The following is a 22168-nucleotide window of genomic DNA, read 5'->3' as shown; positions in this document are numbered from 1 at the left end:
GAAGCGAAACGGGGCACGGGTCGAAGAAGAGGAGATCGAAACGTTCCTTCGCTGGCATGACCCAGATCAGGTTCGACGGTCGAAGGCTGCTGCCTTCCTCTCAGCCCGGTGCACCGGACTCCCGTGTTCGTCAGCAATCATAGACAGCATGTCGTGGTCGGTGGTGCTCGTCCTCGCCGCGGTCCTCGTGGTGCTCCTGCAGGTGCTGCTCTGGCGGCGCCGCTTCCGGATCCGCCGCGAGCTGCTCAGCTACGGCACGCGGGTGTCCGGTCGGGTGGTCGCGCAGGATCCGTCCCGCGGAGACGCCTCGGCGGCTCGCGATCTCGGGCGTCTTCTCGTCGCCTACCGCCTCGTCGACGGCGAGGAGCGGCACCTGGTGAAGACCCCGCAGCGGCGGGGCGACGCCTGGATGGCGGGCGAGCCCGTCGCCGTCATCTACGACCCGCGGCGGCCGAACGACGCCGAGCGGCTGATCGTCGGCTTCGGCCGGACGAAGAAGACCTGGTTCGCTGCAAGGCCCCAGCGCTGAGACCGCGCCCGGGCCGCTACTTCTTGAGCGCGCGGATGATCCGCGCGAGCGCCTTGCCGGAGACCCAGACCAGCGGGACGCCGACGGCGAGGACCGAGACGATGTTCGGCTGGAAGCGCAGTCCCAGGTCGTCCTTGATGTAGGCGCCGATCGGGACCACGGCACCGCCGCCGCCGCCTCCGCCGCCCTCCTGGCCGTCCTCGGAGCCGCTGCCGCCGCCGAAGCCGAACCAGCGCAGCGAGACGGGGACGAGCGAGACGCCGTCGACCTCGATCGGGTCTCCGTAGCTCGTCGCGGCACCCGCGGAGGTCACTTTGTCGGCCAGGGAGACAGCGATGTTGGGCATGGCCCGACGCTACTCCGCGGGCCGAACGGGCGACAAGCGGCGCACCGGCGCGCACAGGACTCCCCCACCTCCTCCCCGAGGTCTGCTGCGATGATCGTCGGATGCCGTCCCGCCCGCGCCGCCGCCGACCAGGTCGCGCCGCGACCGTCGCGGTCGCGAGCCTGCTGCTGGCGGCGTTCCTCGCCTTCCACCGCGTGCTGTGGGACGCGGCCGGCTGGCTGTCGGTGGTCGAGACCGCGATCCCGTGGTCCGGACTCGCGGTGCTCCTCCTCGTGGCCGCCGCGGTCGCTCTGCGCTCGCGCGGCGCCGGGGCGGCGGTGACCGTGCTCGTGATGGTCTACGGCGTGCTCGTGCTCCCGGTGGCGCTGCCCGCACCGGCGGTCCGCTCCGGATCGTTCACCGTGATCAGCCAGAACCTCGGCACCGGCGACGACGCCGGAGCGCTGGCAGCGGAGCTGGCGACGAGGGAGCCGGACGTGCTCGCCTTCCAGGAGCTCGCGGGCGAGGACCGCGAGGCGGTCGACGCGGAGCTCTCGGACGCGTACCCGCACTCCTACGTGGTCGGCACGGTCGGGCTGTGGAGCCGCACGGTGCTCTCGAACGGCGAGCCGCTCGACCTCGGGCTGGACTGGAACCGCGCCCTCGCGGTCGACGTCGACACCCCGCTCGGGGCGACGCGGCTCTTCGTGGTGCACCTCGCCTCGTTCCGCCTCGGCGATCACGCCGAGCGCGACACGATGCTGGGCGGCCTCGCCTCGACGCTCGCGGACGACGCGTCGGACCGCACGCTCGTGGTCGGCGACTTCAACACCGCGACCGACGACCACCTGCTCGCGCCGGTCCTCGACCAGGCGGCGCTGGTCCGCACCTCCGGCATCGGCTTCCCGGCGACCTGGCCGGCTCTGCTGCCGCTGGTCTCGCTCGATCACGCTCTGGCGGACGGGGTGCCCGCCGCGACCCTCGAGGTCCTGCCGCCGAACGGCTCGGACCACCGGCCGATCAGTCTGACGATCGGTTCCGCGTAGCGAGGGTGTCGCTGATGTCGATGCCCTTGGCCGACTCGGGAGCGGAGCGCGAGAGCAGCGACGCAGGCCGGACGGCCCCGGTGCCGAAGCGCGCCGAGACGCCGTCGACCGCCAGCTCGGCGTCGCGCCAGTCGTCGGAGTCGCTCCAGAGCGAGAAGGCGACGTCGTCGCCCTCGACGAGCTGCTCGCCGCGGACGCCGATCAGGCGCACGGGCCGGCGCAGCGGATTGGCCGCCTCGAGGAGCGCGGACGACGCGTCGTAGAGCACGCGCGCCACGTCCGTCGCCTCGGGCAGCGTGCGCGAGCGGGTCAGGGTGCTGAAGTCGCCGAATCGGACCTTGACGGCGACGGTGCGGCAGCGCACTCCGGAGCGGCGCATCCGCACGGCGACCTTGTCGCAGAGGCGCAGCAGCTCGCGGCGGACCAGCTCGGGGTCGGCGACGTCGTCCGCGAAGGTGATCTCGTGGCCGGCGCTCTTCTCGATCTGCCGGGTGTCGACCGGGCGGGGATCGACGCCGTTGGACAGCGCGTGCAGGCGGCGGCCGGTGGCCTCGCCGAGCGCCGAGACGAGGGAGGCGAGCGGCGTGGTCGCCACGTCGGCGACGGTCCGCAGGCCCCGGCGCACCAGCGCCTCCTCCGTGCTGGCCCCGACGCCCCAGAGCGCGCTCACCGGCAGCGGATCGAGGAAGGCCTGCACGCCGTCCGACGGCACGACGAGCAGGCCGTCGGGCTTGGAGCGGCCGGAGGCGAGCTTGGCGACGAACTTGGTGCTGGCGATGCCGACGGAGCAGGTGAGACCGAGCTCGTCGTGCACCCTCCGGCGGATCTCGGTGCCGATGGCCCAGGGCGAGCCGGAGATGCGCCGCGCGCCGGCGACGTCGAGGAACGCCTCGTCGATGCTGAGCCGCTCGACGAGCGGGGTGAAGGAGTCGAAGATCGCCATCACCCGGCGCGAGGCCTCGCGGTAGCGGTCCATGTGCGGCTCGAGGATGATCGCGTGCGGGCAGCGTCGCAGGGCGACGGCCATCGGCATGGCCGAGTTGATGCCGTACTTGCGCGCCTCGTAGGTGGCGGCGGTGACCACCGAGCGCGAGCCGATGTGCCCGACGACGACCGGCTTGCCGCGCAGCTCCGGGTGCTCGAGCAGCTCGACGGAGGCGAAGAACGCATCCATGTCGACGTGCAGGATGCTCGCGCGCGGGTCGTCGAAGGGCTCGGTGGTGACCTGCCGCCCGCTGCCGTCCTGCTTGCTCACGTTCCGCCCTGCTCGAGTGGCGCACCGCTCCCCTGACGGCGGTGCTTCCGAGGATCATGGTCGCACGCACCACCGACACCGGGCCGCCCTCGCGCGGACCCGCCCCGGTGGGAATGGCGGCGCCGCTCAGGCGGTTGACCCGAGCACCCACGATCACTCCATCGGAGAAGACATGACGCACGAGCACGAGCCCGCCTCCCCCGACTCCGACCTGAGCCTCTGGCTCGACCTGCAGGCCCGCGCGCACGCCGCGTTCGAGGTCCGCCTCGACGCTGTCGTCGACTGGACGGCGCCGACCCCCGACACCGAGTGGGACACCCGCGCGCTCGTTCTGCACGTCGTCCGCGAGCAGCAGCGCGCGCACACGCTGCTCTCCGGCGGCGACGAGTCGCCGATCCGGCTCGAGCCCGTCGCCGCCGATCTGCGGAGCGAGTGGACCCGGGTCACGACCCTGCTGCGCGCGGTGTCCCGCGAGGTCGACCCCGCCGCGGAGCTCCGCCTCGGCCGCGACACCGTCACCGCCCTGGAGCTGCTGCAGGAGCAGGTCGCCGACATCACCGTGCACACCTGGGATCTCGCGCGGGCCACCGGCAGCGAGGAGGCGATGGAGGAGGGCCTCGTCGCCGCCGTGTGGGAGCTCTTCGCCCCGCAGGAGGAGACGCTGCGCGCGAGCGGGCTGTTCGCGGCGCCCGTGCCGATCGACGCCACCGCGCCGCTGCAGAGCCGGCTGCTGGCGGTCACCGGACGCGACGACCGCCTCGCCGCCTGAGCCGCGGCACCTGAGCGGCGCCGCACGAGCCGCACCACCTGAGAACGACCCCAGGCTGCCGACGGCAGGATGGGGAGGTCCGCGCCCACCGCGCGGACGGCACCAGGGGCCCAGCGCCCCGACGAGGAAGGGACACCCATGACACGCGTCGCCGTCATCGGAGCACACGGCAAGGTCGGCCAGCAGATCCTCCATCTGCTCTACGACGCCGGACACGAAGCGGTCGGAGTCGTCCGCAACCCCGACCACTCGGAGGACATCGTCCGCCTCGGCGGCGAGCCGCTCGTCCACGACCTCGAGCACTCGACCGCCGAGGACTTCGCCGGGCGACTGGAGGGCGTGGACGCCCTGGTCTTCACCGCCGGCGCCGGACCCGACTCGGGTCCCGAGCGCAAGCGCACCGTCGACCTCGGCGCCTCCGTCCTCAGCCAGGAGGCGGCCGCGATCGCCGGCATCCGCCGCTTCGTGCAGATCAGCGCGATCGGCGTCGACGCCCCGCTCGACGACGACACCGAGGAGGGCTGGCGCGCCTACGTCGAGGCCAAGCGCGACGCCGACACGGCGCTGCGCAGCACCGACCTCGAGTGGACGATCCTCCGCCCGGGCGGTCTGACCAACGACGAGGGCACCGGCCGGATCGAGCTGGGCGAGAGCGTCGAGCGGGGCAGCATCCCGCGCGAGGACGTCGCCGCCACCGTGATCGCGGTGCTCGCCGATCCCTCCTCTATCGGGAGGACCTGGGAGATCGTCTCGGGCGACGTCGCCATCGAGGACGCGGTCGCGAAGGGCGCCTGAGCGCTCACCGGCCCGTCGGGCGCCGGGAGCCCTGCACCTAGAGTGGGGCGGGTGAGCACTCACCCGCCCCGCCCCTGGATCCGCAGCTACGCCGAGGGAGTGCCGGAGGAGCTGGAGCTCCCGACCGGCTCGCTCGTCGACATCGTCACCGAGTCCGCGCGGCTCTATCCGCACCAGGTCGCGCTCGAGTTCTTCGGCCGCTCGACCAGCTACGCCCAGCTCGCGGAAGACGTGGAGAGGGCTGCGGAGGGCCTGCGCCGGCTCGGCGTCCGGTCCGGCGACTCGGTCGCTCTGATCCTGCCGAACTGCCCGCAGCACGTGGTCGCCTTCTACGCGGTCCTGCGTCTCGGCGCGGTCGTCGTCGAGCACAACCCGCTCTACACGCCGCGCGAGCTGCGGCACCAGTTCGAGGACCACGGCGCGCGGGTCGCGATCGCCTGGGACCGCGTGGTGCCGCTCGTCCAGGACCTCCCCGAGGACCTCGGCGTCGAGACGATCGTCTCCGTCGACCTGACCCGGGCGATGCCCGCGCCGATGCGCGCGGCGCTCCGGCTGCCGATCCGCAAGGCACGCGAGTCGCGCGCCGCGCTGACCGGGAAGGTCCGCGGCGCGATCGAGTGGGACTCGCTGCTGCGCCGCCGGCTCGACCCGGCGCACCCGCGGCCGACGGCGGAGGACCTCGCGGTCATCCAGTACACCAGCGGCACGACCGGCACCCCGAAGGGCGCCGAGTTGACGCACCTCAACCTCACCGCCAACGCCGCGCAGTCCCGCGCCTGGGTGCCGACGGTCCGTCGCGGCGACTGCGTCGTCTACGCGGTGCTGCCGATGTTCCACGCCTACGGGCTGACCCTCTGCCTCACCTTCGCGATGAGCATGGGCGCACGTCTCGTGCTGTTCCCCAAGTTCGACCCGGACCTGGTCCTCAAGGTGGTCCGAAAGCACCCGGCGACGTTCCTGCCCGCGGTCCCGCCGATCGCCGAGCGGCTCGCGCTGCGCGCGAAGGAGAAGGGCGTCTCGCTGCAGGGCATCGAGATCGCGATCTCGGGCGCCATGCCGCTCGATCCCGACCTGGTCGAGTCGTTCGAGGCGCTGACCGGCGGCACGCTCGTCGAGGGCTACGGGCTGTCGGAGACCTCGCCGGTGCTGATGGCGAACCCGGTCAGCACCGCGCGCCGGGCCGGCACCGTGGGGCTGCCGCTGCCGTGGACGGACGTGCGGATCGTCGATCCGGAGGACCCGGAGACCGAGGTCGAGGCCGGCGGCCAGGGCGAGCTGGTCGTGCGCGGCCCGCAGGTGTTCCGCGGCTACCACCGCAAGCCCGACGAGACCGCAGCGGTGTTCACCGCCGAGGGCTGGTTCCGCACCGGCGACATCGCGACGATCGACGAGGACGGCTTCGTCACCATCGTCGACCGGATCAAGGAGCTGATCATCACCGGCGGCTTCAACGTCTCGCCGTCGGAGGTCGAGGAGGTGCTGCGCCGGCTGCCCGCCGTCCGCGACGTGGCCGTCGTCGGCCTGCCGGACGCCCGGAGCGGCGAGCAGGTCGCTGCCGCGGTCGTCCTCGAGCCGGGTGCCCACCTCGATCAGGAGGAGGCGCGCCGCACCGTGCGCGAGGCGCTCACGCCCTACAAGGTGCCCAAGCGGATCGTCGTCGTCGACGAGCTGCCACGGAGCATGATCGGGAAGGTGCTGCGCCGCGAGGTGAAGGCGCTGCTGCTCGACGAGTCCTGAGGCCGGGCGGTCCCCCGCCGGCCTCAGGACTCGCGGGGGTCAGAAGTCGAACCCGCCGAAGTCGCCGCCGCCGAAGTCGCCGCCACCGCCGATGTCGCCTCCGCCGCCGAAGTCTCCCCCGCCGTAGTCGCCCCCGCCGTAGTCGCCTCCTGCGTCGCCGGCACCGGCGTCGCCGCCGTCCGCTCCCGCGTCTCCGCCGTCTCCACCGTCGGCGCCCTCGGCCTGGACCGACTCGCCGACCCCGTCGGGGATGAACGCGTCGGCGATGGCGGAGCCGATCACGAAGCCGGCGATGGTGCCGAGCATCGACGAGGCGAGAACGCCGCCGAAGCCCATGCCGCCGGCGCCGCCACCGGAGAAGCGCCGCTCCATGAAGCCGGGCTGGCGCAGCTCGCTGCGGGTCGCGGACTGGGCGAGCGACTGCGCGTCGTCGGCGCGCGGGGCGTCGCCCGCGGGCGCGCCCTCGCTGAGCTCGCGGAAGACCTGCTGGCGCTGCTCCGGCGTGAGCTGCTCGAACGCCTCGCGGTGCACCTGCTCGATCGCCTCGGGCGGCGCAGTGCGGAGGAGGTAGCGGTAGCGCTCGATCGCGATCTCGTCCTTGCTGCGCGCGGACTGCGCGGGCGGGGTGCCGTAGGACGGGGCGTCGGCGCGGCGCTCCGCGGCCGCAGGGGCCGGGTAGCCCGCGGCGGGGCGGCGCTCCTCGGGTCGCTCTTCGCGGCCCAGCAGTCGGTCCAGGAATCCCATGATCTCCTCCTCGGCGCGGCAGGATGCCCACGCACAGCGCAACGCTATGCCTCCCTCCGCGGTGATCGCTGAGGGTTCACTCAGAGCGAGCCCAGCGCAGAGGATCGCGGGCGAGCGCGGGTCTCGGTACGCCCCTCCGGGGCCACTCGACCAGCATGAGGGCGCCACCTCAGACGAATGCCCGCCTTTCATGCTGATCGAGTAGCCCGCGCAGCGGGCGTATCGAGATCCACCAGCGTCAGAAGAAGAGTCTGCAGTCCCGCACTGCTGACGACGGCGGGTCTCGATACGCCCCTCCGGGGCTACTCGACCAGCATGAGGGCGCGGCTCGCGGCACGCGAGACCTCGACGGGGAGCGCAGCTCGCGGCACGCGAGTCCTCTTCGGCGAGCGGTGCGCGGGGCGCGAGTCCTCCTCGGCGGGGTCAGGCGGACTCGCGGAGGACGAACTGGTGGCGGACGGTGCGGTGCACCGACGGGCCGCCCTTCGGGAGCTCGCCGGCGATCATGGCGACGGCGAGGTCGAGGGCGTGCCGGGCGAGCTCGTCGAGGTCGACGGCGAGGGTCGTCAGCGTGGGCGCGAGCAGCCGGCCGATCGAGAGGCCGTCGATGCCGACCACCCGGACGTCGCCGGGCACGTCGACCCCGGCTCGACGACAGGCGGAGAGCACGCCGAGCGCGCAGAGGTCGTTGAAGGCGACGATCGCATCCGCGACCCGCGGCCGCGCGACGATCCGCTCGGTCGCCTCCGCCGCGGCCTGCGCGGTCGGGCCGTCGGCGCGGACGACCGAGGGCTCGAGGCCGTGCGCGGCGAAGGCGCCCAGCAGCAGCTGGGCCCGCCTGCTCGGCCGCGCGTCCCCCGAGACGTCGACGATCACCGGACGCCGCACGCCCGCTCCGGCCAGGTGCTCGGCCAGCGCCTCGACCGCGTCGGAGTGGTCGAGCACGACCGCGGCCCGCAGCGGGTCGCCGGTGGGATCGAGCTCCACCACGGGCACGGAGCCGAGCCGCTCGATCCACTCCGCGGCCCGATCGCCGAAGGTGCCGATCACCGCATCCGTCTGCGCGCCGAGCGCCTGGATCATCCGGTCGGAGTCGGCGGCGAGGCCGACGTCCGCGAGCGACACGTTCCAGCCCCGCGCCGCGGCGACCCGGACGACGGCGGAGGCGAGCTCCGGCGACCACGGGTTCCGCAGGTCGTCGACGACGAGCCCGAGCTGGTGCTCGCCACCCGTCACCAGGCCGCGGCCGAAGCGCGACGGCCGGTACGACAGCTGCTCCGCCGCCTCGAGGACCCGCTGCTTCGTCTCCTCGCTGATGCCCGGCATGCCGTTCATCGCCCGGGTGACGGTCTGGCGGGAGACCCCGGCGGCCGCCGCGACGTCGTGGATCGTCGCGCGGCCGCCGGCCTCGGCACCGCTCAGGCGCGGAGGTCGAGCCACGCCGTCTGCTCCGGAGTCAGCTCGATCGACAGGCCCCGCATCGACGAGCGCAGCTCGGTGATCGTGCGCGGTCCGAAGAGCGGGAAGGTCGGGAACGGCTGCGCGAGCACGTAGGCCAGGGCGATCGCCGTCGCTCCGACGCCGTGCTCGGCCGCCAGCTGCTCGGCCCGGCGGAGCCGCTCGAAGTTGTCCGGCCCGTAGTAGCAGCGCACCAGCTCGGCGTCGCTGGTGTCGTCCGGGCGGGCGCGGCCGGTGAAGAAGCCGCGGGCCTGCGAGGACCACGGCAGCAGCGGGATCTGCCGCTCGACCAGCCACTCCTTCGAGGCCCGGTCGGTGACGTGCACGCAGCCGTCCCACGGCACGTCGTACGCCTCGGCCAGGCCGAAGTGGTTGCTCAGCGCCTGGAAGCCGGCCCGGCCGTTGGCCCGGGCGTACTCCTGCGCCTCGTCGAAGCGCGCGGGCGTCCAGTTCGAGACGCCGTAGGCGCGGATCCGCCCGGCGCGCTGGTGCTCGTCCATCACGTCGACGAACTCGCCCACCGGCACCTCGAGGTTGTCGCGGTGCATCAGGTAGATGTCGGCGTAGTCGGTGCCCTGGCGCTCGAGGCTCTCGAGCAGCTGGCGGGTGAGCGACTCCGGGTCGCAGTGCGGGGTGTGCGCGCCCTTGGTGATCACGACGACGTCCTCGCGGATGCCGCGGTTCCGGATCCACTGCCCGAGACGGCCCTCGAGCACGCCGCCGCCGTAGATGTAGCCGGTGTCGAAGGCGGTGCCACCCTGCTCGACGAAGGCGTCGAAGATCGCCGAGGCGTGCGCGAGGTCGGGCTGGTTGTCGACGCCCATCACGAGCCGCGACATCCGCTTGCCGACGCCCGGGATCTCGCCGGAGAGCATCGGCGCGTCCGCGGCGACGCGCAGCGGACGGCCGGAGACGGTCGGGATGTCCGCGGTCTCGGCCTCGAAGGGGAAGCGCAGGCCGACCGCGGCGCGCCAGCGGTCGAGCGTGCGGGCGGTGGCGAGAGTCTCGTCGAGGGTCATCTGCGGCACCTCGACGGCGCCGGCGGCGAGGGCGTCGGTCGTCGCGTCCGCCTCGAGCGCGTAGGGGCTCTCCCCCTCGAAGGCCACGATGCGGGGCTCCTCGCCCACGACGCTGATCTCGATACCCGTCTCCGCGGCGCCGAACCACGGGTCGGCCACGTGCAGACGGCCGCGGGTGCCGTGGACGGTCAGGGCGTTCACGTCGTCCAGCGCCACTCCGGTGCGGAGGGCCGCGGTGATGCCGCCGCGGTAGGTGGCGCGGGCGACGCTCCACTCGTCGACGCCGGTCGGGCCGAGCGTGCCCTGCGCGTCGAACTCGACGGGCTCGGCGACGGCGACGCCGGTCGCGGCCTGGACCACGGCCGCCGCGGCGGTGACGGTGTAGCCGCCGACGTCGAGGATGCCGCCGCCGGCCGTCGCGAGGTCGTAGAGGCGGCCCTCGCGGGACCCGGTGCGGAAGGAGAAGGAGGCGTCGATGTGCACGACGTCGCCGATCACGCCGTCGCGGACGAGGTCGAGCAGCGCGGCGGTCTGCGGGTGGAAGCGGTACATGTACGCCTCGACCAGCGGCAGCCCGGCGCTGCGGGCGGCGTCGACGAGGGCCATCGCGGTGCCGTGGTTGACGGCGAGCGGCTTCTCGCAGAGCACGGCCTTGCCGGCCTCGAGCGCCTGGAGGACGAGCGCCGCGTGGCCGGTGTGCACGGTGGAGATGTAGACCGCGGTGACCTGCGGATCGGCGAGGACCGCGGCGTAGTCGCCCGCGGTCGCGTCCGGGAAGCCGTGCTCGACCGCTTCGGCGGCGAAGGCGGCGGCGCGCCCCTGATCGGAGCTGCCCGCCGCGACGAGTCGGGCGCCGCGGCTGCTCGCGGGGAGCTGGGAGAGGAACCGGCGCGCGATGCTGCCGGGGCCGAGCACCGCCCAGCCGGGTGCGGTGGCGGTGGTCGGGGTGGAGTCGGTCATGCGTGGCCCTTTCGCGGCGTCGTCGACGTGAACGTTCACGCATCACGCTAGGGCGGCGGGAGGAGGCGGGTCAAGCGTGTCGCGGAACGTCGCCGTGAACGTTCACCACGCGAAGAGAGACGCTCCCCCGCCACCGCTCCCGAGGGAGGCGGACGGGCGGAGGAGCGCCGGGATCACTTCTGCTTCGGGACGACCACCCACATCACGAGGTACGCGATGATCTGCGGCCCGGGGAGCAGGCAGGAGAGCACGAAGAGCAGCCGGACCAGGAAGGGGCTCCAGCCGAAGCGGTTAGCGAGGCCGGCGCAGACGCCGGCGATGATCTTGCCCCGACGGGGGCGCACGAGAGTAGCCATGCCTCCACTCTGGCGCAGGGCCGCTGAGTGGAGCATCAGGGGAACCCCCCGAACCGGGCTAGGGGGTGCCGCCCGGCCGCTCGGAGGCGATCCGCCGGGAGAAGCCGGCTGCGGCCCGCGCGTCCTCCTCCGGCCAGACGAGGCGGAAGCGCTCGAAGACGACGGTGCCGATGCCCCCCGGCGACTCGCGCTCGAAGTAGCGACGGTGCCCGGCGAGCCAGGACTCCCGCGAGCGGTCGTTCTCGCCCTCGTCCCAGGCGAAGGCGTCGTCCACGCTGTCGAGCGGACCGAGACGGATCTCGACGGTCCGCAGCACGACGCGGGCGACACCGGCGCCGTCGCAGACGATCCAGTGGTCGCCGACGCGGGGCACGGGCTCGTCGCCGACGAGCGAGGCCGTCGCGGTCTTGACGCCGCGCCGCACCAGGGCGAGCAGCTCGTCCGCGAGCTCGACCGAATCGCCGAACGACTCGACGAGGGGCGGTTCCTCGGGCGCGGTCGGGTCCTGGGCCCGGTAGGCGGCCCAGAGCGCTTCCGCCGCCGCGAGGTCCGGCTCGGGCAGCGGGGTGCGCGCCGGAGTGTCGGGGAGCAGCGGGAGCAGGTTGGCCCCGGCCAGGGCGGCCGGCTCCTCGGGGTGGTTGTCGGGGGTCTCGACGCGCTCGAACGGCCAGCGCAGCAGCAGCCAGCGTCGCGCGTAGGCATCGAGCTCCTCCTCGAGGCGGGACCCGACGAGGCTCGGCACCACCCACCAGGACGCTTCGGCGTGGTCGTCGCCGACGGGCCGGACGCTCAGGGCACCGAGGACCTCGGTCCAGTCCGCGCCGACCAGGAGGTAGGCGAAGAGGCGCCGATCGCGCGCGGCGGTCTCGAGCAGCCGGAGCGCGCGCAGGTCGTCACCCGGGGAAGCGGAGGGCAGGCCGCTCGGGTCGCCCTCCGGCAGCAGCGCGGCGAGCCAGCCGCGGCGCTGCCCGATCACCGGGTGCAGCAGATCCGCGTCGCTCGTCACGAGCGGGCGGAGGAACGCCCCGCCCGGCAGATCGAGCCGAGCGGGGACGGACGCGTCGCCGGGCAGGGTACTCACGCCGCCGTCCGTTCCCCGCGCATCGACTCAGCCGGCCGCGCGCTCGAGGACGAGCTCGCGGACGCGGGCCGCGTCGGCCTGGCCCTTCATCGCCTTCATCACCGCGCCGATGACCGCGCCGGCGGCCTGGACCTTGCCGTCCCGGATCTTCGCGAGCACGTCGGGCTGCGAGGCCAGGGCGGCGTCGATCGCCTCGATGAGGGCGCCGTCGTCCGAGACGACCGCGAGCCCGCGGGCGTCGACGACCTCCTGCGGGGTGCCCTCGCCGGCGATGACGCCCTGGAGCACCTCACGGGCGAGGCGGTCGGTGAGGGTGCCCGCGTCGATCAGCCCGGCGAGCTCGGCGACCTGCTCGGGCGACACCAGCTCGGCCGGATCCTGCCCTGCCGCGTTGGCGAGCCGGGCGACCTCGCCGGTCCACCACTTGCGAGCGGCCTGCGGCGTGGCGCCGGCGGCGACGGTCTCGCTGATCTCGACCAGGAGACCGCTGTTCGCGACGTCCTGGAACTCGAGGTCGGTGAAGCCCCAGTCGGCCTTCAGCCGGCGGCGGCGGGCGGCGGGCTTCTCGGGCAGCGCGGCGCGCAGCTCCTCGATCAGCTCGGGGCTCGGCACCACGGGCAGGAGGTCGGGCTCGGGGAAGTAGCGGTAGTCGTCGGCGTCGCTCTTCGGGCGCCCGGCCGAGGTGCGGCCGGTGTCCTCGTGCCAGTGCCGCGTCTCCTGCGTGATCGTGCCGCCGGCGGCGAGGATCGCGCCCTGGCGCTGGATCTCGTAGCGCACGGCGCGCTCGACCGAGCGGAGCGAGTTGACGTTCTTGGTCTCGGTGCGGGTGCCGAGCTTCTCCTGGCCGATCGGCTTGAGCGAGACGTTCGCGTCGCAGCGGAGGTTGCCGCGCTCCATCTTCGCGTCGGAGATGCCGAGCGCGAGGACGATGTCGCGGATGGTGGCGACGTAGGCCTTGGCGTACTCCGGAGCGCTCTTGCCCGCGCCGTGGATCGGCTTCGTGACGATCTCGACCAGCGGGACGCCGGCGCGGTTGTAGTCGACCAGGGAGTACTCCGCGCCCTGGATGCGGCCGGTGGAGCCGCCGATGTGGGTCAGCTTGCCCGCGTCCTCCTCCATGTGCGCGCGCTCGATCGGGATGTGCACGACGCTGCCGTCGGCGAGCTCGACCTCGACCGAGCCCTCGAACGCGATCGGCTCGTCGAACTGCGAGATCTGGTAGTTCTTCGCCATGTCCGGGTAGAAGTAGTTCTTCCGAGCGAAGCGGCTGGACGGCGCGATCGAGCAGCCGAGCGCGAGGCCGAGGCTGATCGAGTAGCGGACGGCCTGCTCGTTGACGACCGGCAGCGAGCCGGGCAGGCCCAGGCACACGGGCGTCGTGTTGGTGTTCGGCTCGGAGCCGGCGATGTTCGGGGCGTCCGAGAACATCTTCGTCTTCGTGTTGAGCTCGATGTGCACCTCGAAGCCGAGGACCGGCTCGAAGCGCTCGAAGACCTCGTCGTAGTCCATCAGCTCGGGGGCGGACGCGTGCGCGGAGGCCATCAGACGGCACCTTCCTGGGGGGCGGAGAGCTGGGCGGCGGCGAGATCGGGCGCCTGCGAGAGCAGCGGGTGGCCCCACTGCTCCTCCAGGAGCGCCTCGAGCGCGCCGCCGACGGTGTAGAGCCGGACGTCCTGGCGGGCGGGGGCCAGGAACTGGACGCCGACCGGGAGGACGTCCTCGTCGGCGAGACCGGCGGGGACGGAGATGCCGGGGATCCCGGCGAGGTTCGCCGGGATGGTTGCGATGTCGCCGCGGTACATCGCCAGCGGGTCGTCGAGCTTCTCGCCGAGCCGGTAGGCGGTGGTCGGCGCGGTCGGCGAGGCGATGACGTCGACCGAGGCGAAGGCGGCGTCGAAGTCGCGCTGGACGAGGGTCCGCACCTTCTGCGCGCTGCCGTAGTAGGCGTCGTAGTAGCCGGCCGAGAGCGCGTAGGTGCCGAGGATGATCCGCCGCTTCACCTCGGGGCCGAAGCCCTGCTCGCGGGTCGCGGCCATGACCTGCTCGACGGTGCCGCCGCCCTGCGGGGTGACCCGCAGGCCGAAGCGGACGGAGTCGAACTTCGCGAGGTTGCTCGACGCCTCCGCGGGGAGGATCAGGTAGTACGCGGCGACGGCGTGCTCGATGCTCGGCGCGCTGACCTCGACGATCTCGGCGCCGGCCTTCTCCAGCACCGCGAGGGCCTCGTGGAAGCGGGCCAGGACACCGGGCTGGAAGCCCTCTCCCCCGTCGAGCTCCTTGAGCACGCCGATCCGCAGGCCCTTCACGTCGGCGCGGCGGACCGCATCGGCGAAGGAGGGCCACTCGTCGCGGAGCGAGGTCGAGTCGCGCGGGTCGTGCCCGGCGATGACGTCGTGCAGGAGCGCCGAGTCCAGGACCGTGCGCGAGACCGGGCCGATCTGGTCGAGGCTCGAGGCCAGCGCGACGGCGCCGTAGCGGGAGACCCCGCCGTAGGTCGGCTTGACGCCGACGGTGCCGGTGACGTGCGCGGGCTGGCGGATCGAGCCGCCGGTGTCGGAGCCGAGTGCCAGCGGCGCCTCGTAGCTCGCGACGGCCGCGGCCGAGCCGCCGCCGGAGCCGCCGGGGATGCGGTCGAGGTCCCACGGGTTGTGGGTGGGACCGTAGGCGGAGCGCTCGGTGGTCGAGCCCATCGCGAACTCGTCCATGTTGGTCTTGCCGATCGGCACGAGGCCGGCCGCGCGGACCTTCTGCATCACGGTCGCGTCGTACGGCGGGCGCCAGCCCTCGAGGATGCGCGAGCCCGCGGTGGTCGGCATGTCGTTCGTGACGATGACGTCCTTGACCGCGAGCGGGACGCCGGCGAGCGGGTGCAGCGACTCGCCCTCCGCGCGGCGGCGGTCGATCGCGTCGGCCGTCGCGGTCGCGGCGTCGCCCGCGACGTGCAGGAAGGCGTGCACGGCGCCGTCGACCGCGGCGATGCGGTCGAGGTGCGCCTGCGTCGCCTCGCGCGAGGAGACGGAGCCGTCGGCGAGGCGCGAGGCGAGGGCGGACGCGCTGAGGCGGACGAGCTCGTCGCCGTGGGCGCTCACTGCTCCTCCCCCAGGATCGCGGAGACCTGGAAGCGGCTGCCGTCGTGCTCGGGAGCCCCGGAGAGCGCCTGCTCGAGGGTCAGCGTCTCGCCCACGACGTCGGGGCGGAACACGTTCTCGAGCGGGATGGGGTGGCTGGTGGCCGGGACGTCGGGCGTGGCGACGGCCTGGATCGCCGTCACCGAGTCGACGATCTGACCGAGCTCCCGGGTGAGGTTCTCGATCTCCTCGGTGGTGAGGTCGATCCTGGCCAGCGAGGCCAGATGGGCGACCGTGTCGGCCGTGATCTCGGACATGCGTCTCCGTCGGGTGGTTCGTGGGAATCGGCGTCCAGTCTAGCCAGGGGCACCGACGCTCCCTCCGCTCAGGCCCCGGGCGATGGGGTGGGCGACGCGGTGACCGTGCCGGTGCCGAAGAGGCTCGTGCCGTGCTTCAGCAGCGCCTCGTAGGCGCCCTGGTACGTGGTCGGCAGGTCGTCGCCCGGCTCGCCGTAGCGGGCGAGCAGCAGGCCCATCAGCCCGAGGGCCGGTGGGCTGAGCGGCTTGTCCCTGTTCGCGTTGGCCGGGTGCGGCGGGGTCGCCTCCGGGTTCGGCGGCAGGTACTGCGGCACGGTGGTCGGCCAGTCGTCGATCTGCCGCGGGGTGTCGAGCGTGACGACGCCGAAGAGGTCGGGCGCGTCCGCGTCGCGCGCGGTGAGCGGCTCGAGCCCGTGCAGGCGGCTGAGGGTGCGGATCAGGGCGCCGTGGTGCATCTCGTCGTGCAGGACCGTGCCCGCCCGGGTGTAGGCGGAGATCGCGATGGCGGGCACGCGGCAGCCGAGGCGGTCGAAGCCGAAGCCCATCTCGCCCTCGCGGCCGTCGCCGGGCGGGGTCGCGGCAGGCGGTGGCACGTGGTCGTAGAGCCCGCCGTGCTCGTCGAAGGTGGCCAGCAGCAGGGTGTTGATCGCGTTCGAGCCCGTCGTCGACGCGCTCTCGCGGATCGCCGAGTAGATCTCGTGCAGCAGCAGCTCCCCCGCGCGCACGTCGGACAGCGCGCTGTCGTAGAGCGGCTGCCCGTCGACCTCGTCCTCGTGCAGGACGCCGGTCGGCGGGTGCATGTCGTTGTGGTCGAAGACGAGCCGCGGCTCCACGAAGGCGTAGTCGGGCAGCTCGCCGCTCGCGACGTCCGCGTAGAACTGCTCCATCGGGGCGAAGTTGGTCTTCCAGTACTTCTCGAGCACCGGCGCGTGCAGGAACCCGGTGTAGGAGACGACCTGGAGCGCGTCGAAGTAGACCCGCCAGCTCTTCCCGGCCTCCTCGAGGCGGTTGAACACCGTCGGCGCATCGGCGAGGTCGTCGGCGAGCCACTTCTCGTAGCCGCCGCCGTGCTTGTTGGTGACGAAGCCGTGCGAGGTCGAGGCGTGGAAGAAGGAGCGGTTGCAGAAGGTCTGCGAGGGGACGGCGCAGAACCAGTGGTCGAAGACGGCGAACTCGCGGGCCAGGATCGAGAAGACGGGGAGCATGTCGGGCGAGAAGCCGCCCATGATCGTGCTGTACTCCTCGCGGGTGGGCTCCTCGCCCTTCTTCAGGTGGCGGAGGTTCTGCACGTAGTCCTCGAGGAACCCGCTCATCGTCGGGGCGGAGGCGTCGGCGGGCGCGTTGAAGGGGGCCGTCATCGCGCCGACGGACGCCCCGGCGTTGGACGGCGGGTCGATCGTGCCGAAGAGCTGGGTGTTGACGTGCGGGTACTCCTCGCCCGGGTCGGGATCGGGCTGGCGCATGACGGTGTCGGTCGCGCCCTGGTAGACGTGCGCGGCGACGGTGTCGCCCGCGGCGGTGGTGTTGGAGTGCTCGCCGGTCTGCAGGCCCTCGAAGGTCTCGCCCGCGGGCGGGCCGTCGGCCGCGTAGAGCTGGCCGAGGATGTTGTCGAAGGAGCGGTTCTCGAACATCACGACGACGACGTGGTCGAAGCCGGGCTCGCTGCGCTCGGGCAGGGGCGACTCGGCCTCGCGGTCGCGGCCGGAGGCGACGGCCGCGCCGATCGCTCCGCCGGTGAGGCCCGCGGCGGCGGCGGTGCCGGCCACGGCGCTGCCGGCCAGGAAGCGGCGGCGGGAGCGGGAGCGGGGGGCGTCGTCTCGCGGGGTGCGGTCGCCGCCGCCGTCGGTGCCGCTCATGCGCTCCGCCCTTCCCGCGTGCCGCGGATCCGTGCCTCCGGGGAGTGTAGCGACGCGCCCGGGGCGGCGGCTCGGAGCATCATGAGGGCCTGTTCGACGTCGCCGGGCTCGGCGGTGACGCCCGCCGCGGCGATGGCTGCGGCCAGGGCCGGCCCGATCGAGTGCTCCCGGCCCTCCGGCGCGAAGGCGGGTGCCGTGCGCGGGTAGCGCGACAGCGGCCGGGCGGGTCCGGACAGCGCCTCGGCGACGGCGAGCACGCCGGCGTCGGCCAGCGCCCGGCGGTCGGCGGCGAAGCGGGCGCGGTGCAGGAGGGCGGGGGTGGTCGGAGCGAGTGCGGCGCTCAGCCGCGCGCCCGGCCGCGCGCTCGAGGCGACGAGGAGGGCCGGGACGTCGCCGGGGCGATCGGCCTGCCCCCGCGCGGTGACGAGCAGCAGCACCCGGCGCCCGGCCGACTCCGCCGCCCTGGCCGCGTCGACGGTCTCGTGCAGGAGCCGCTCGGCGGCGCGCGCGTCCGCGGAGCGCGAGGCGCTCGGGTCGGCGGCGGCGGCGAAGTCGGCCGGGTCGACGAGCGAGCGGGGCTCGACCAGGACGACCGGCGGCAGGGCGCCCGCGGCGGCCGCCGCCGCAAGACCGGAGAGCGGGAGGAGTGTCCCTCCGGCTGCGGCGATCGCCGAGGGATCGCGGTGCATCCGGTCGGCATCGGCGAGGAGGGTGGTCGAGACGCCCTGCCGATCGTCGACGACCAGGGACCAGGGGGTTCCGGCGTGCCGGGCCGAGTCGAGCAGCGACCGGAGCGGGTCACGGCCGTCCGCGCGCCAGTGGTCGGCGCGCGCGAACGAGCGGGCGAGCAGCGTGTGCACGGGGAGCATCGCGGGGGCGAACCGATCGCCCGCGGTTCCGGGGCCGGGGGCGGTCAGCACCTCGTCGGTGCCGCCGGCGAAGTCGGAGCCCGGCTCGCCGTCGAGGGCACCGAAGACCTGGGCGCGCGGCCGGCCGGCGAAGGACAGGACGACGAGGTGATCGATCCGGGCCAGCGCGGCGGCGGCGTCGCGCTCGCGCGGCGTCAGCGGCACGGCGCGGGCGGCGGCGTCCAGCGCGGTCGAGGCGGCCTCGGCGAAGGAGCGGCGGAGGAAGGCCCGCCGCTCCTCGCCAGGCCGGTCAGGCATCCGCGTCGGGGGTCTCCTCGGCGGCGGGCGCATCGGCGGTCGGCGCATCGGCGGTCTCGTCGGCCGGCGCCTCGGCGGCGACCGGGTCGGTGCCGTCGGCCGCGGGTGCGTCGGCCACGGGCGCGTCCCCGGCCGCGTCCTCCGAGGCCGCTTCCTCGGGCAGCGCGATCGCGGCCGGCCCCTCGGTCACGAGCAGGTGGAACTCCGCGGCGGTGATGATCCGCACGCCGAGCGCCTCCGCCTTGCCGAGCTTGCTGCCGGCGCCGGGCCCTGCGGCGACGTAGTGCGTCTTCTTGGAGACGCTCGAGCCGGCCTTGCCGCCCGCGGCGAGGATCGCCTCCTGCGCCCCCTCGCGGCTGTAGCCCTCGAGCGAGCCGGTCGCGACGACGGTGAGCCCGGCGAGCACACCGCCCGCCGCATCGGCCGCACCCGGGCCGGGGTGGCCGGGCGTGGTGAACTGCACGCCCGCCTTCGCCCAGCGGTCCACGATCTCGGCGTGCCAGTCGACCTCGAACCAGGCGAGCACCGCGTCGCCGATGATGCCGCCGACGCCGTCGACCGCGGCGAGCTCCTCGCGGCTGGCCGCGCGGATCGCGTCGAGCGAGCCGAAGTGCCCGGCCAGGGCGCGCGCGGCGACCGGGCCGACGTGCCGGATGCTGAGCGACACCAGGAAGCGCCAGAGCGGCGAGGTCTTCGCCTTCTCGATGTTGGCGATCAGCGCGAGACCGGTCGTCGACGGCACGTACTCGGCGTCGCCGCCGAACACCTCCGCCGACGGGTCAAAGGCGCCGTCGCGCTTCTGCCGCTTGCGCTTGAAGGGGCGGACGACCTTCGCCTCGCCCCGGTCGTCGAGCTTCTGCAGGCCGGTCTCGCTGTCGCGCACGACGACCTCGATCGGGAAGACGTCCTCGATCCGCAGCTCGAAGAGGCCCGCCTCGGTGACGAGCGGCGGCTCCGCGGGCACGAACGGCTGGGTCAGCGCCGCGGCGGTCACCTCGCCGAGCACCTCGATGTCGAGCGCGCCGCGGCTGCCGATGTGCTCGACGCGGCCGCGCACCTGCGCGGGGCAGGAGCGGGCGTTCGGGCAGCGCAGATCGACGTCGCCCTCCTTGGCGGGAGCGAGGGTCGTGCCGCACTCGGGGCACTGCGTCGGCATCACGAACTCGCGCTCGCTGCCGTCGCGCAGCTCGATCACCGGGCCGAGCACCTCGGGGATGACGTCGCCGGCCTTGCGCAGGACGACGGTGTCGCCGATCAGCACCCCCTTGGCCTTCACCACGTCCGCGTTGTGCAGCGTGGCCTGGCGCACCTCGGAGCCGGCGACCTTGACCTTCTCCATCTGCGCGAACGGGGTGGCCCGGCCGGTACGGCCGACGCTGACGACGATGTCGAGGAGCTTGGTGTGCACCTCCTCGGGCGGGTACTTGTAGGCGATGGCCCAGCGCGGGGCGCGGCTGGTGGCGCCGAGCTCGTCGTGCAGCTCCAGCTCGTCGACCTTGACGACGACGCCGTCGATCTCGTGCTCGACCGAGTGTCGCTCGCGGCCGTACTGCTCGACGAAGGCGAGGACCTCGTCGACCGACTCCGACACCCGGTTGTGCGCGCTGACCGGCAGCCCCCAGGAGGCGAGCAGGCCGTAGACCTCGGACTGGCTCTGCACCGGCGGGTCGGGCCAGGCGCCGATGCCGTGCACGTAGAGCGCGAGCGAGCCGACCCGCGCCTCGCCGGCGCGGAGGTCGAGGCCCGACTTCTTGTCGAGCTGCTGGCGGAGCCCGCCGCTCGCGGCGTTCCGCGGGTTGGCGAAGGTGGGGAAGCGGCGCAGGGCGCTGTCGCGGACCCGCTCCTCGTCGAAGGGCTTGCGGGTGGCGCTCGGCCGGGCCGACCAGCGCTCGCGCGCCTCCTCGACGGCCTCGTCCCGCAGGGTCTCCTGCAGGGCGTTCAGCGCCGCGAACTCGGCGACGGGGATGAAGACCTCGCCGCGGACCTCGACCAGAGCGGGGTGCCCCTCGCCCGCCAGCTGCTGCGGGATGCCGGCCACGCGCAGAGCGTTGACGGTGACGTCCTCGCCGGTGCGCCCGTCGCCGCGGGTGGCGGCGGTGACGAGGCGGCCGTTCTCGTAGTGCAGCGAGATGGCGAGGCCGTCGATCTTGAGCTCGGTCAGCCAGGCGACCGGGCGGGCGGCGGAGGCGACGGTCTTGTCGCACCACTCGCGCAGCTCCTCGGCCGAGAACACGTTGTCGAGCGAGAGCATCCGCTCGGCGTGGTCGATCGGGTCGAGTCCGGCGGCGACCACTCCCCCCACCGTCTGCGTCGGCGAGTCCTCGGTGGCCAGCTCGGGGTGCGCCGTCTCGAGCTCGGCGAGCTCGCGGACCAGCGCGTCGTACTCGGCGTCGGCGAGCGGCGAGGCGTCGGCCGCGTAGTAGTCCTCGCTCGCGGAGCGGATCCGCGCACGCAGCTCGTCGACGCGCTGCGCCGGATCGAGGTCCGCCGCCGGCGTCGCGCCCGCCTCGGACTTCGCGGCCATCAGAGCACCGCCCCGCTCGCGGAGGCACCGACGAGGTCGGCCGCGACCGTGCGGTCGATCGTGCACTGGCCGAGCACGCGGGTGCCGAGGTAGACGACGGCCGTCTGGCCGGGGGCGACGCCGTCGAGCGGCGAGTCGGGAGTGATCACGAGCTCCACCTTCCCATCCACCTCCGACACGACCGCGATCGCCGGGACCGGATCGGCGTGCGCGCGGATCTGCACGTCGCAGCGGAACGGCGTCGACGCGTCCTCCGGAGCCGCGCCGGCCCAGGTGAAGCGCGAGCCGGCGATCTCGCCGATGCGCAGCGCCTCCCGCGGGCCGACGACGACCTCGTTGGTCTTCGGCCGCACCTCGAGCACGAAGCGCGGGCGGCCGTCCGGCGCGGGCACGCCGAGGTGCAGGCCCCGGCGCTGGCCGACCGTGTAGCCGTGGGCCCCCTCGTGCGCGCCGACCACCGCGCCGTCGCGGTCGACGATCGCGCCGGTCTCGGGAGCGACGCGCTCCGAGAGCCAGCCGCGGGTGTCGCCGTCGGGGATGAAGCAGATGTCGTAGCTGTCCGGCTTGTTCGCGACGCTCAGCCCGCGGCGGGCCGCCTCCGCGCGGACGACCGCCTTCGACGGCGTCGAGCCGAGCGGGAACATCGAGTGCTCCAGCTGCGCGGTGGTGAGCACGCCGAGGACGTAGGACTGGTCCTTCGCCTCGTCGCTCGCGCGGTGCAGCTCGGGACTGCCGTCCGCCGCCGTCTCGAGGGAGGCGTAGTGGCCGGTGCAGACGGCGTCGAAGCCGAGGTCGAGCGCCTTCTCGAGCAGGGCCGCGAACTTGATCCGCTCGTTGCAGCGCATGCACGGGTTGGGGGTGCGGCCGGCGGCGTACTCGGCCACGAAGTCGTCGACCACGTCGAGCTTGAACCGCTCGGAGAAGTCCCACACGTAGTAGGGGATGCCGAGGACGTTCGCGGCGCGCTGGGCGTCCATCGAGTCCTCGATGGTGCAGCAGCCGCGGCTGCCGGTGCGCAGCGTGCCGGGCATCCGGCTCAGCGCGAGATGCACGCCAACCACCTCGTGCCCCGCCTCCACCGCGCGGGCCGCGGCCACCGCCGAGTCCACTCCACCGCTCATCGCCGCAAGAACCTTCACCGTCCGAGTCTACGAGCGGGCGGC

19 protein-coding genes and 1 riboswitch are annotated in these 22168 nt (G+C 73.9%); of the genes, 5 read left to right on the top strand and 14 right to left on the bottom strand.

All coding sequences use genetic code 11. The features are described 5' to 3' along the window. Positions 1–26 precede the first annotated feature (26 nt). A riboswitch (TPP riboswitch) is annotated at positions 27–134 on the bottom strand. 14 nt (positions 135–148) lie between these two features. Continuing rightward, a complete protein-coding gene (locus EDF35_RS09335) occupies positions 149–529 on the top strand; it encodes a DUF3592 domain-containing protein (protein WP_123736889.1) in 381 nt (126 codons plus the stop codon). A 16-nt stretch (positions 530–545) separates the two neighbouring features. Here the strand turns inward: EDF35_RS09335 and EDF35_RS09330 are convergent, their stop codons facing one another. Further along, a complete protein-coding gene (locus EDF35_RS09330; RefSeq protein ID WP_123445768.1) occupies positions 546–875 on the bottom strand; it encodes a hypothetical protein in 330 nt (109 codons plus the stop codon). A gap of 101 nt (positions 876–976) precedes the next feature. Here EDF35_RS09330 and EDF35_RS09325 point away from each other — a divergent pair, with 101 nt between their 5' ends. Further along, entirely contained in the window at positions 977–1900 is a 924-nt protein-coding gene (locus tag EDF35_RS09325; protein WP_133962047.1) for an endonuclease/exonuclease/phosphatase family protein, read from the top strand. Here the strand turns inward: EDF35_RS09325 and dinB are convergent. Then, complete coding sequence (dinB, locus tag EDF35_RS09320) at positions 1875–3155, bottom strand: DNA polymerase IV (RefSeq protein ID WP_123736887.1); 1281 nt, start codon at positions 3153–3155, stop codon at positions 1875–1877. The genes EDF35_RS09325 and dinB overlap by 26 nt on opposite strands. A 172-nt stretch (positions 3156–3327) precedes the next feature. On the opposite strand from dinB, the gene EDF35_RS09315 reads away from it, so the two are divergent. The 3 genes from EDF35_RS09315 to EDF35_RS09305 all read left to right on the top strand — a co-directional run bounded on the left by EDF35_RS09315 (position 3328) and on the right by EDF35_RS09305 (position 6456). Continuing rightward, on the top strand, positions 3328–3924 hold the full coding sequence (locus EDF35_RS09315) for a TIGR03086 family metal-binding protein (RefSeq protein ID WP_123703434.1): 597 nt from the start codon (positions 3328–3330) through the stop codon (positions 3922–3924). A 138-nt stretch (positions 3925–4062) separates the two neighbouring features. Then, a complete protein-coding gene (locus tag EDF35_RS09310; RefSeq protein WP_133962046.1) occupies positions 4063–4719 on the top strand; it encodes an SDR family oxidoreductase in 657 nt (218 codons plus the stop codon). 51 nt (positions 4720–4770) lie between these two features. Further along, the gene (locus EDF35_RS09305; RefSeq protein WP_133962044.1) at positions 4771–6456 is read left to right on the top strand and encodes a long-chain-fatty-acid--CoA ligase; all 1686 of its coding nucleotides are present in this window, start codon (positions 4771–4773) and stop codon (positions 6454–6456) included. Positions 6457–6495: 39 nt separating this feature from the next. Here the strand turns inward: EDF35_RS09305 and EDF35_RS09300 are convergent, their stop codons facing one another. The 12 genes from EDF35_RS09300 to mnmA all read right to left on the bottom strand — a co-directional run bounded on the left by EDF35_RS09300 (position 6496) and on the right by mnmA (position 22144). Beyond that, positions 6496–7200 carry a hypothetical protein gene (locus EDF35_RS09300; RefSeq protein ID WP_133962042.1) on the bottom strand — a complete coding sequence of 235 codons (705 nt, stop codon included), beginning with the start codon at positions 7198–7200 and terminating at the stop codon, positions 6496–6498. Positions 7201–7623: 423 nt separating this feature from the next. After that, positions 7624–8640, bottom strand: coding sequence for a LacI family DNA-binding transcriptional regulator (locus EDF35_RS09295; RefSeq protein ID WP_133962040.1), 1017 nt, complete (start codon positions 8638–8640; stop codon positions 7624–7626). After that, entirely contained in the window at positions 8619–10637 is a 2019-nt protein-coding gene (locus EDF35_RS09290) for an aldo/keto reductase (RefSeq protein ID WP_133962037.1), read from the bottom strand. The genes EDF35_RS09295 and EDF35_RS09290 overlap by 22 nt, the downstream gene beginning before the upstream one ends. Before the next feature lie 173 nt (positions 10638–10810). After that, a complete protein-coding gene (locus EDF35_RS09285; protein WP_123445760.1) occupies positions 10811–10993 on the bottom strand; it encodes a PspC domain-containing protein in 183 nt (60 codons plus the stop codon). A gap of 58 nt (positions 10994–11051) precedes the next feature. Beyond that, positions 11052–12074: an ASCH domain-containing protein gene (locus EDF35_RS21195; protein WP_243839915.1), complete on the bottom strand. Its 1023-nt coding sequence runs from the start codon at positions 12072–12074 to the stop codon at positions 11052–11054. 27 nt (positions 12075–12101) lie between these two features. Further along, positions 12102–13616: an Asp-tRNA(Asn)/Glu-tRNA(Gln) amidotransferase subunit GatB gene (gene gatB, locus EDF35_RS09275; RefSeq protein ID WP_133962035.1), complete on the bottom strand. Its 1515-nt coding sequence runs from the start codon at positions 13614–13616 to the stop codon at positions 12102–12104. After that, complete coding sequence (gatA, locus tag EDF35_RS09270; protein ID WP_133962033.1) at positions 13616–15163, bottom strand: Asp-tRNA(Asn)/Glu-tRNA(Gln) amidotransferase subunit GatA; 1548 nt, start codon at positions 15161–15163, stop codon at positions 13616–13618. Before gatA ends, gatB begins: the two co-directional genes overlap by 1 nt. Next, a complete protein-coding gene (gatC, locus tag EDF35_RS09265) occupies positions 15160–15459 on the bottom strand; it encodes an Asp-tRNA(Asn)/Glu-tRNA(Gln) amidotransferase subunit GatC (protein WP_123445757.1) in 300 nt (99 codons plus the stop codon). Before gatC ends, gatA begins: the two co-directional genes overlap by 4 nt. A gap of 68 nt (positions 15460–15527) precedes the next feature. Next, positions 15528–17315: an alkaline phosphatase family protein gene (locus EDF35_RS09260; protein ID WP_133962031.1), complete on the bottom strand. Its 1788-nt coding sequence runs from the start codon at positions 17313–17315 to the stop codon at positions 15528–15530. Beyond that, a complete protein-coding gene (locus EDF35_RS09255; protein WP_133962029.1) occupies positions 17312–18481 on the bottom strand; it encodes a hypothetical protein in 1170 nt (389 codons plus the stop codon). Before EDF35_RS09255 ends, EDF35_RS09260 begins: the two co-directional genes overlap by 4 nt. Next, complete coding sequence (gene ligA, locus EDF35_RS09250; RefSeq protein WP_133962027.1) at positions 18474–21005, bottom strand: NAD-dependent DNA ligase LigA; 2532 nt, start codon at positions 21003–21005, stop codon at positions 18474–18476. The genes EDF35_RS09255 and ligA overlap by 8 nt, the downstream gene beginning before the upstream one ends. Then, a complete protein-coding gene (mnmA, locus tag EDF35_RS09245) occupies positions 21005–22144 on the bottom strand; it encodes a tRNA 2-thiouridine(34) synthase MnmA (RefSeq protein ID WP_208323044.1) in 1140 nt (379 codons plus the stop codon). The genes ligA and mnmA overlap by 1 nt, the downstream gene beginning before the upstream one ends. Positions 22145–22168: the final 24 nt, after the last annotated feature.

The sequence above is a fragment of the Rathayibacter sp. PhB151 genome (genome assembly GCF_004366415.1).
In the GTDB taxonomy this organism is placed as follows: Bacteria; Actinomycetota; Actinomycetes; order Actinomycetales; family Microbacteriaceae; genus Rathayibacter; species Rathayibacter festucae.
The sequence above is the reverse complement of the archived record's forward strand: the minus strand, read 5'-3'. Positions and strand labels throughout refer to the sequence as shown.

What these genes read in the sequence shown, in the direction of transcription:
- EDF35_RS09330 (WP_123445768.1), bottom strand. Translation starts at nt 875, where the DNA reads ATGCCCAACATCGCTGTCTCCCTGGCCGACAAAGTGACCTCCGCGGGT.
- EDF35_RS09315 (WP_123703434.1), top strand. Translation starts at nt 3,328, where the DNA reads ATGACGCACGAGCACGAGCCCGCCTCCCCCGACTCCGACCTGAGCCTC.
- ligA (WP_133962027.1), bottom strand. Translation starts at nt 21,005, where the DNA reads ATGGCCGCGAAGTCCGAGGCGGGCGCGACGCCGGCGGCGGACCTCGAT.
- EDF35_RS09325 (WP_133962047.1), top strand. Translation starts at nt 977, where the DNA reads ATGCCGTCCCGCCCGCGCCGCCGCCGACCAGGTCGCGCCGCGACCGTC.
- gatC (WP_123445757.1), bottom strand. Translation starts at nt 15,459, where the DNA reads ATGTCCGAGATCACGGCCGACACGGTCGCCCATCTGGCCTCGCTGGCC.
- EDF35_RS09290 (WP_133962037.1), bottom strand. Translation starts at nt 10,637, where the DNA reads ATGACCGACTCCACCCCGACCACCGCCACCGCACCCGGCTGGGCGGTG.
- EDF35_RS09335 (WP_123736889.1), top strand. Translation starts at nt 149, where the DNA reads ATGTCGTGGTCGGTGGTGCTCGTCCTCGCCGCGGTCCTCGTGGTGCTC.
- EDF35_RS09300 (WP_133962042.1), bottom strand. Translation starts at nt 7,200, where the DNA reads ATGGGATTCCTGGACCGACTGCTGGGCCGCGAAGAGCGACCCGAGGAG.
- EDF35_RS09260 (WP_133962031.1), bottom strand. Translation starts at nt 17,315, where the DNA reads ATGAGCGGCACCGACGGCGGCGGCGACCGCACCCCGCGAGACGACGCC.
- gatB (WP_133962035.1), bottom strand. Translation starts at nt 13,616, where the DNA reads ATGGCCTCCGCGCACGCGTCCGCCCCCGAGCTGATGGACTACGACGAG.
- EDF35_RS09255 (WP_133962029.1), bottom strand. Translation starts at nt 18,481, where the DNA reads ATGCCTGACCGGCCTGGCGAGGAGCGGCGGGCCTTCCTCCGCCGCTCC.
- EDF35_RS09285 (WP_123445760.1), bottom strand. Translation starts at nt 10,993, where the DNA reads ATGGCTACTCTCGTGCGCCCCCGTCGGGGCAAGATCATCGCCGGCGTC.
- EDF35_RS09310 (WP_133962046.1), top strand. Translation starts at nt 4,063, where the DNA reads ATGACACGCGTCGCCGTCATCGGAGCACACGGCAAGGTCGGCCAGCAG.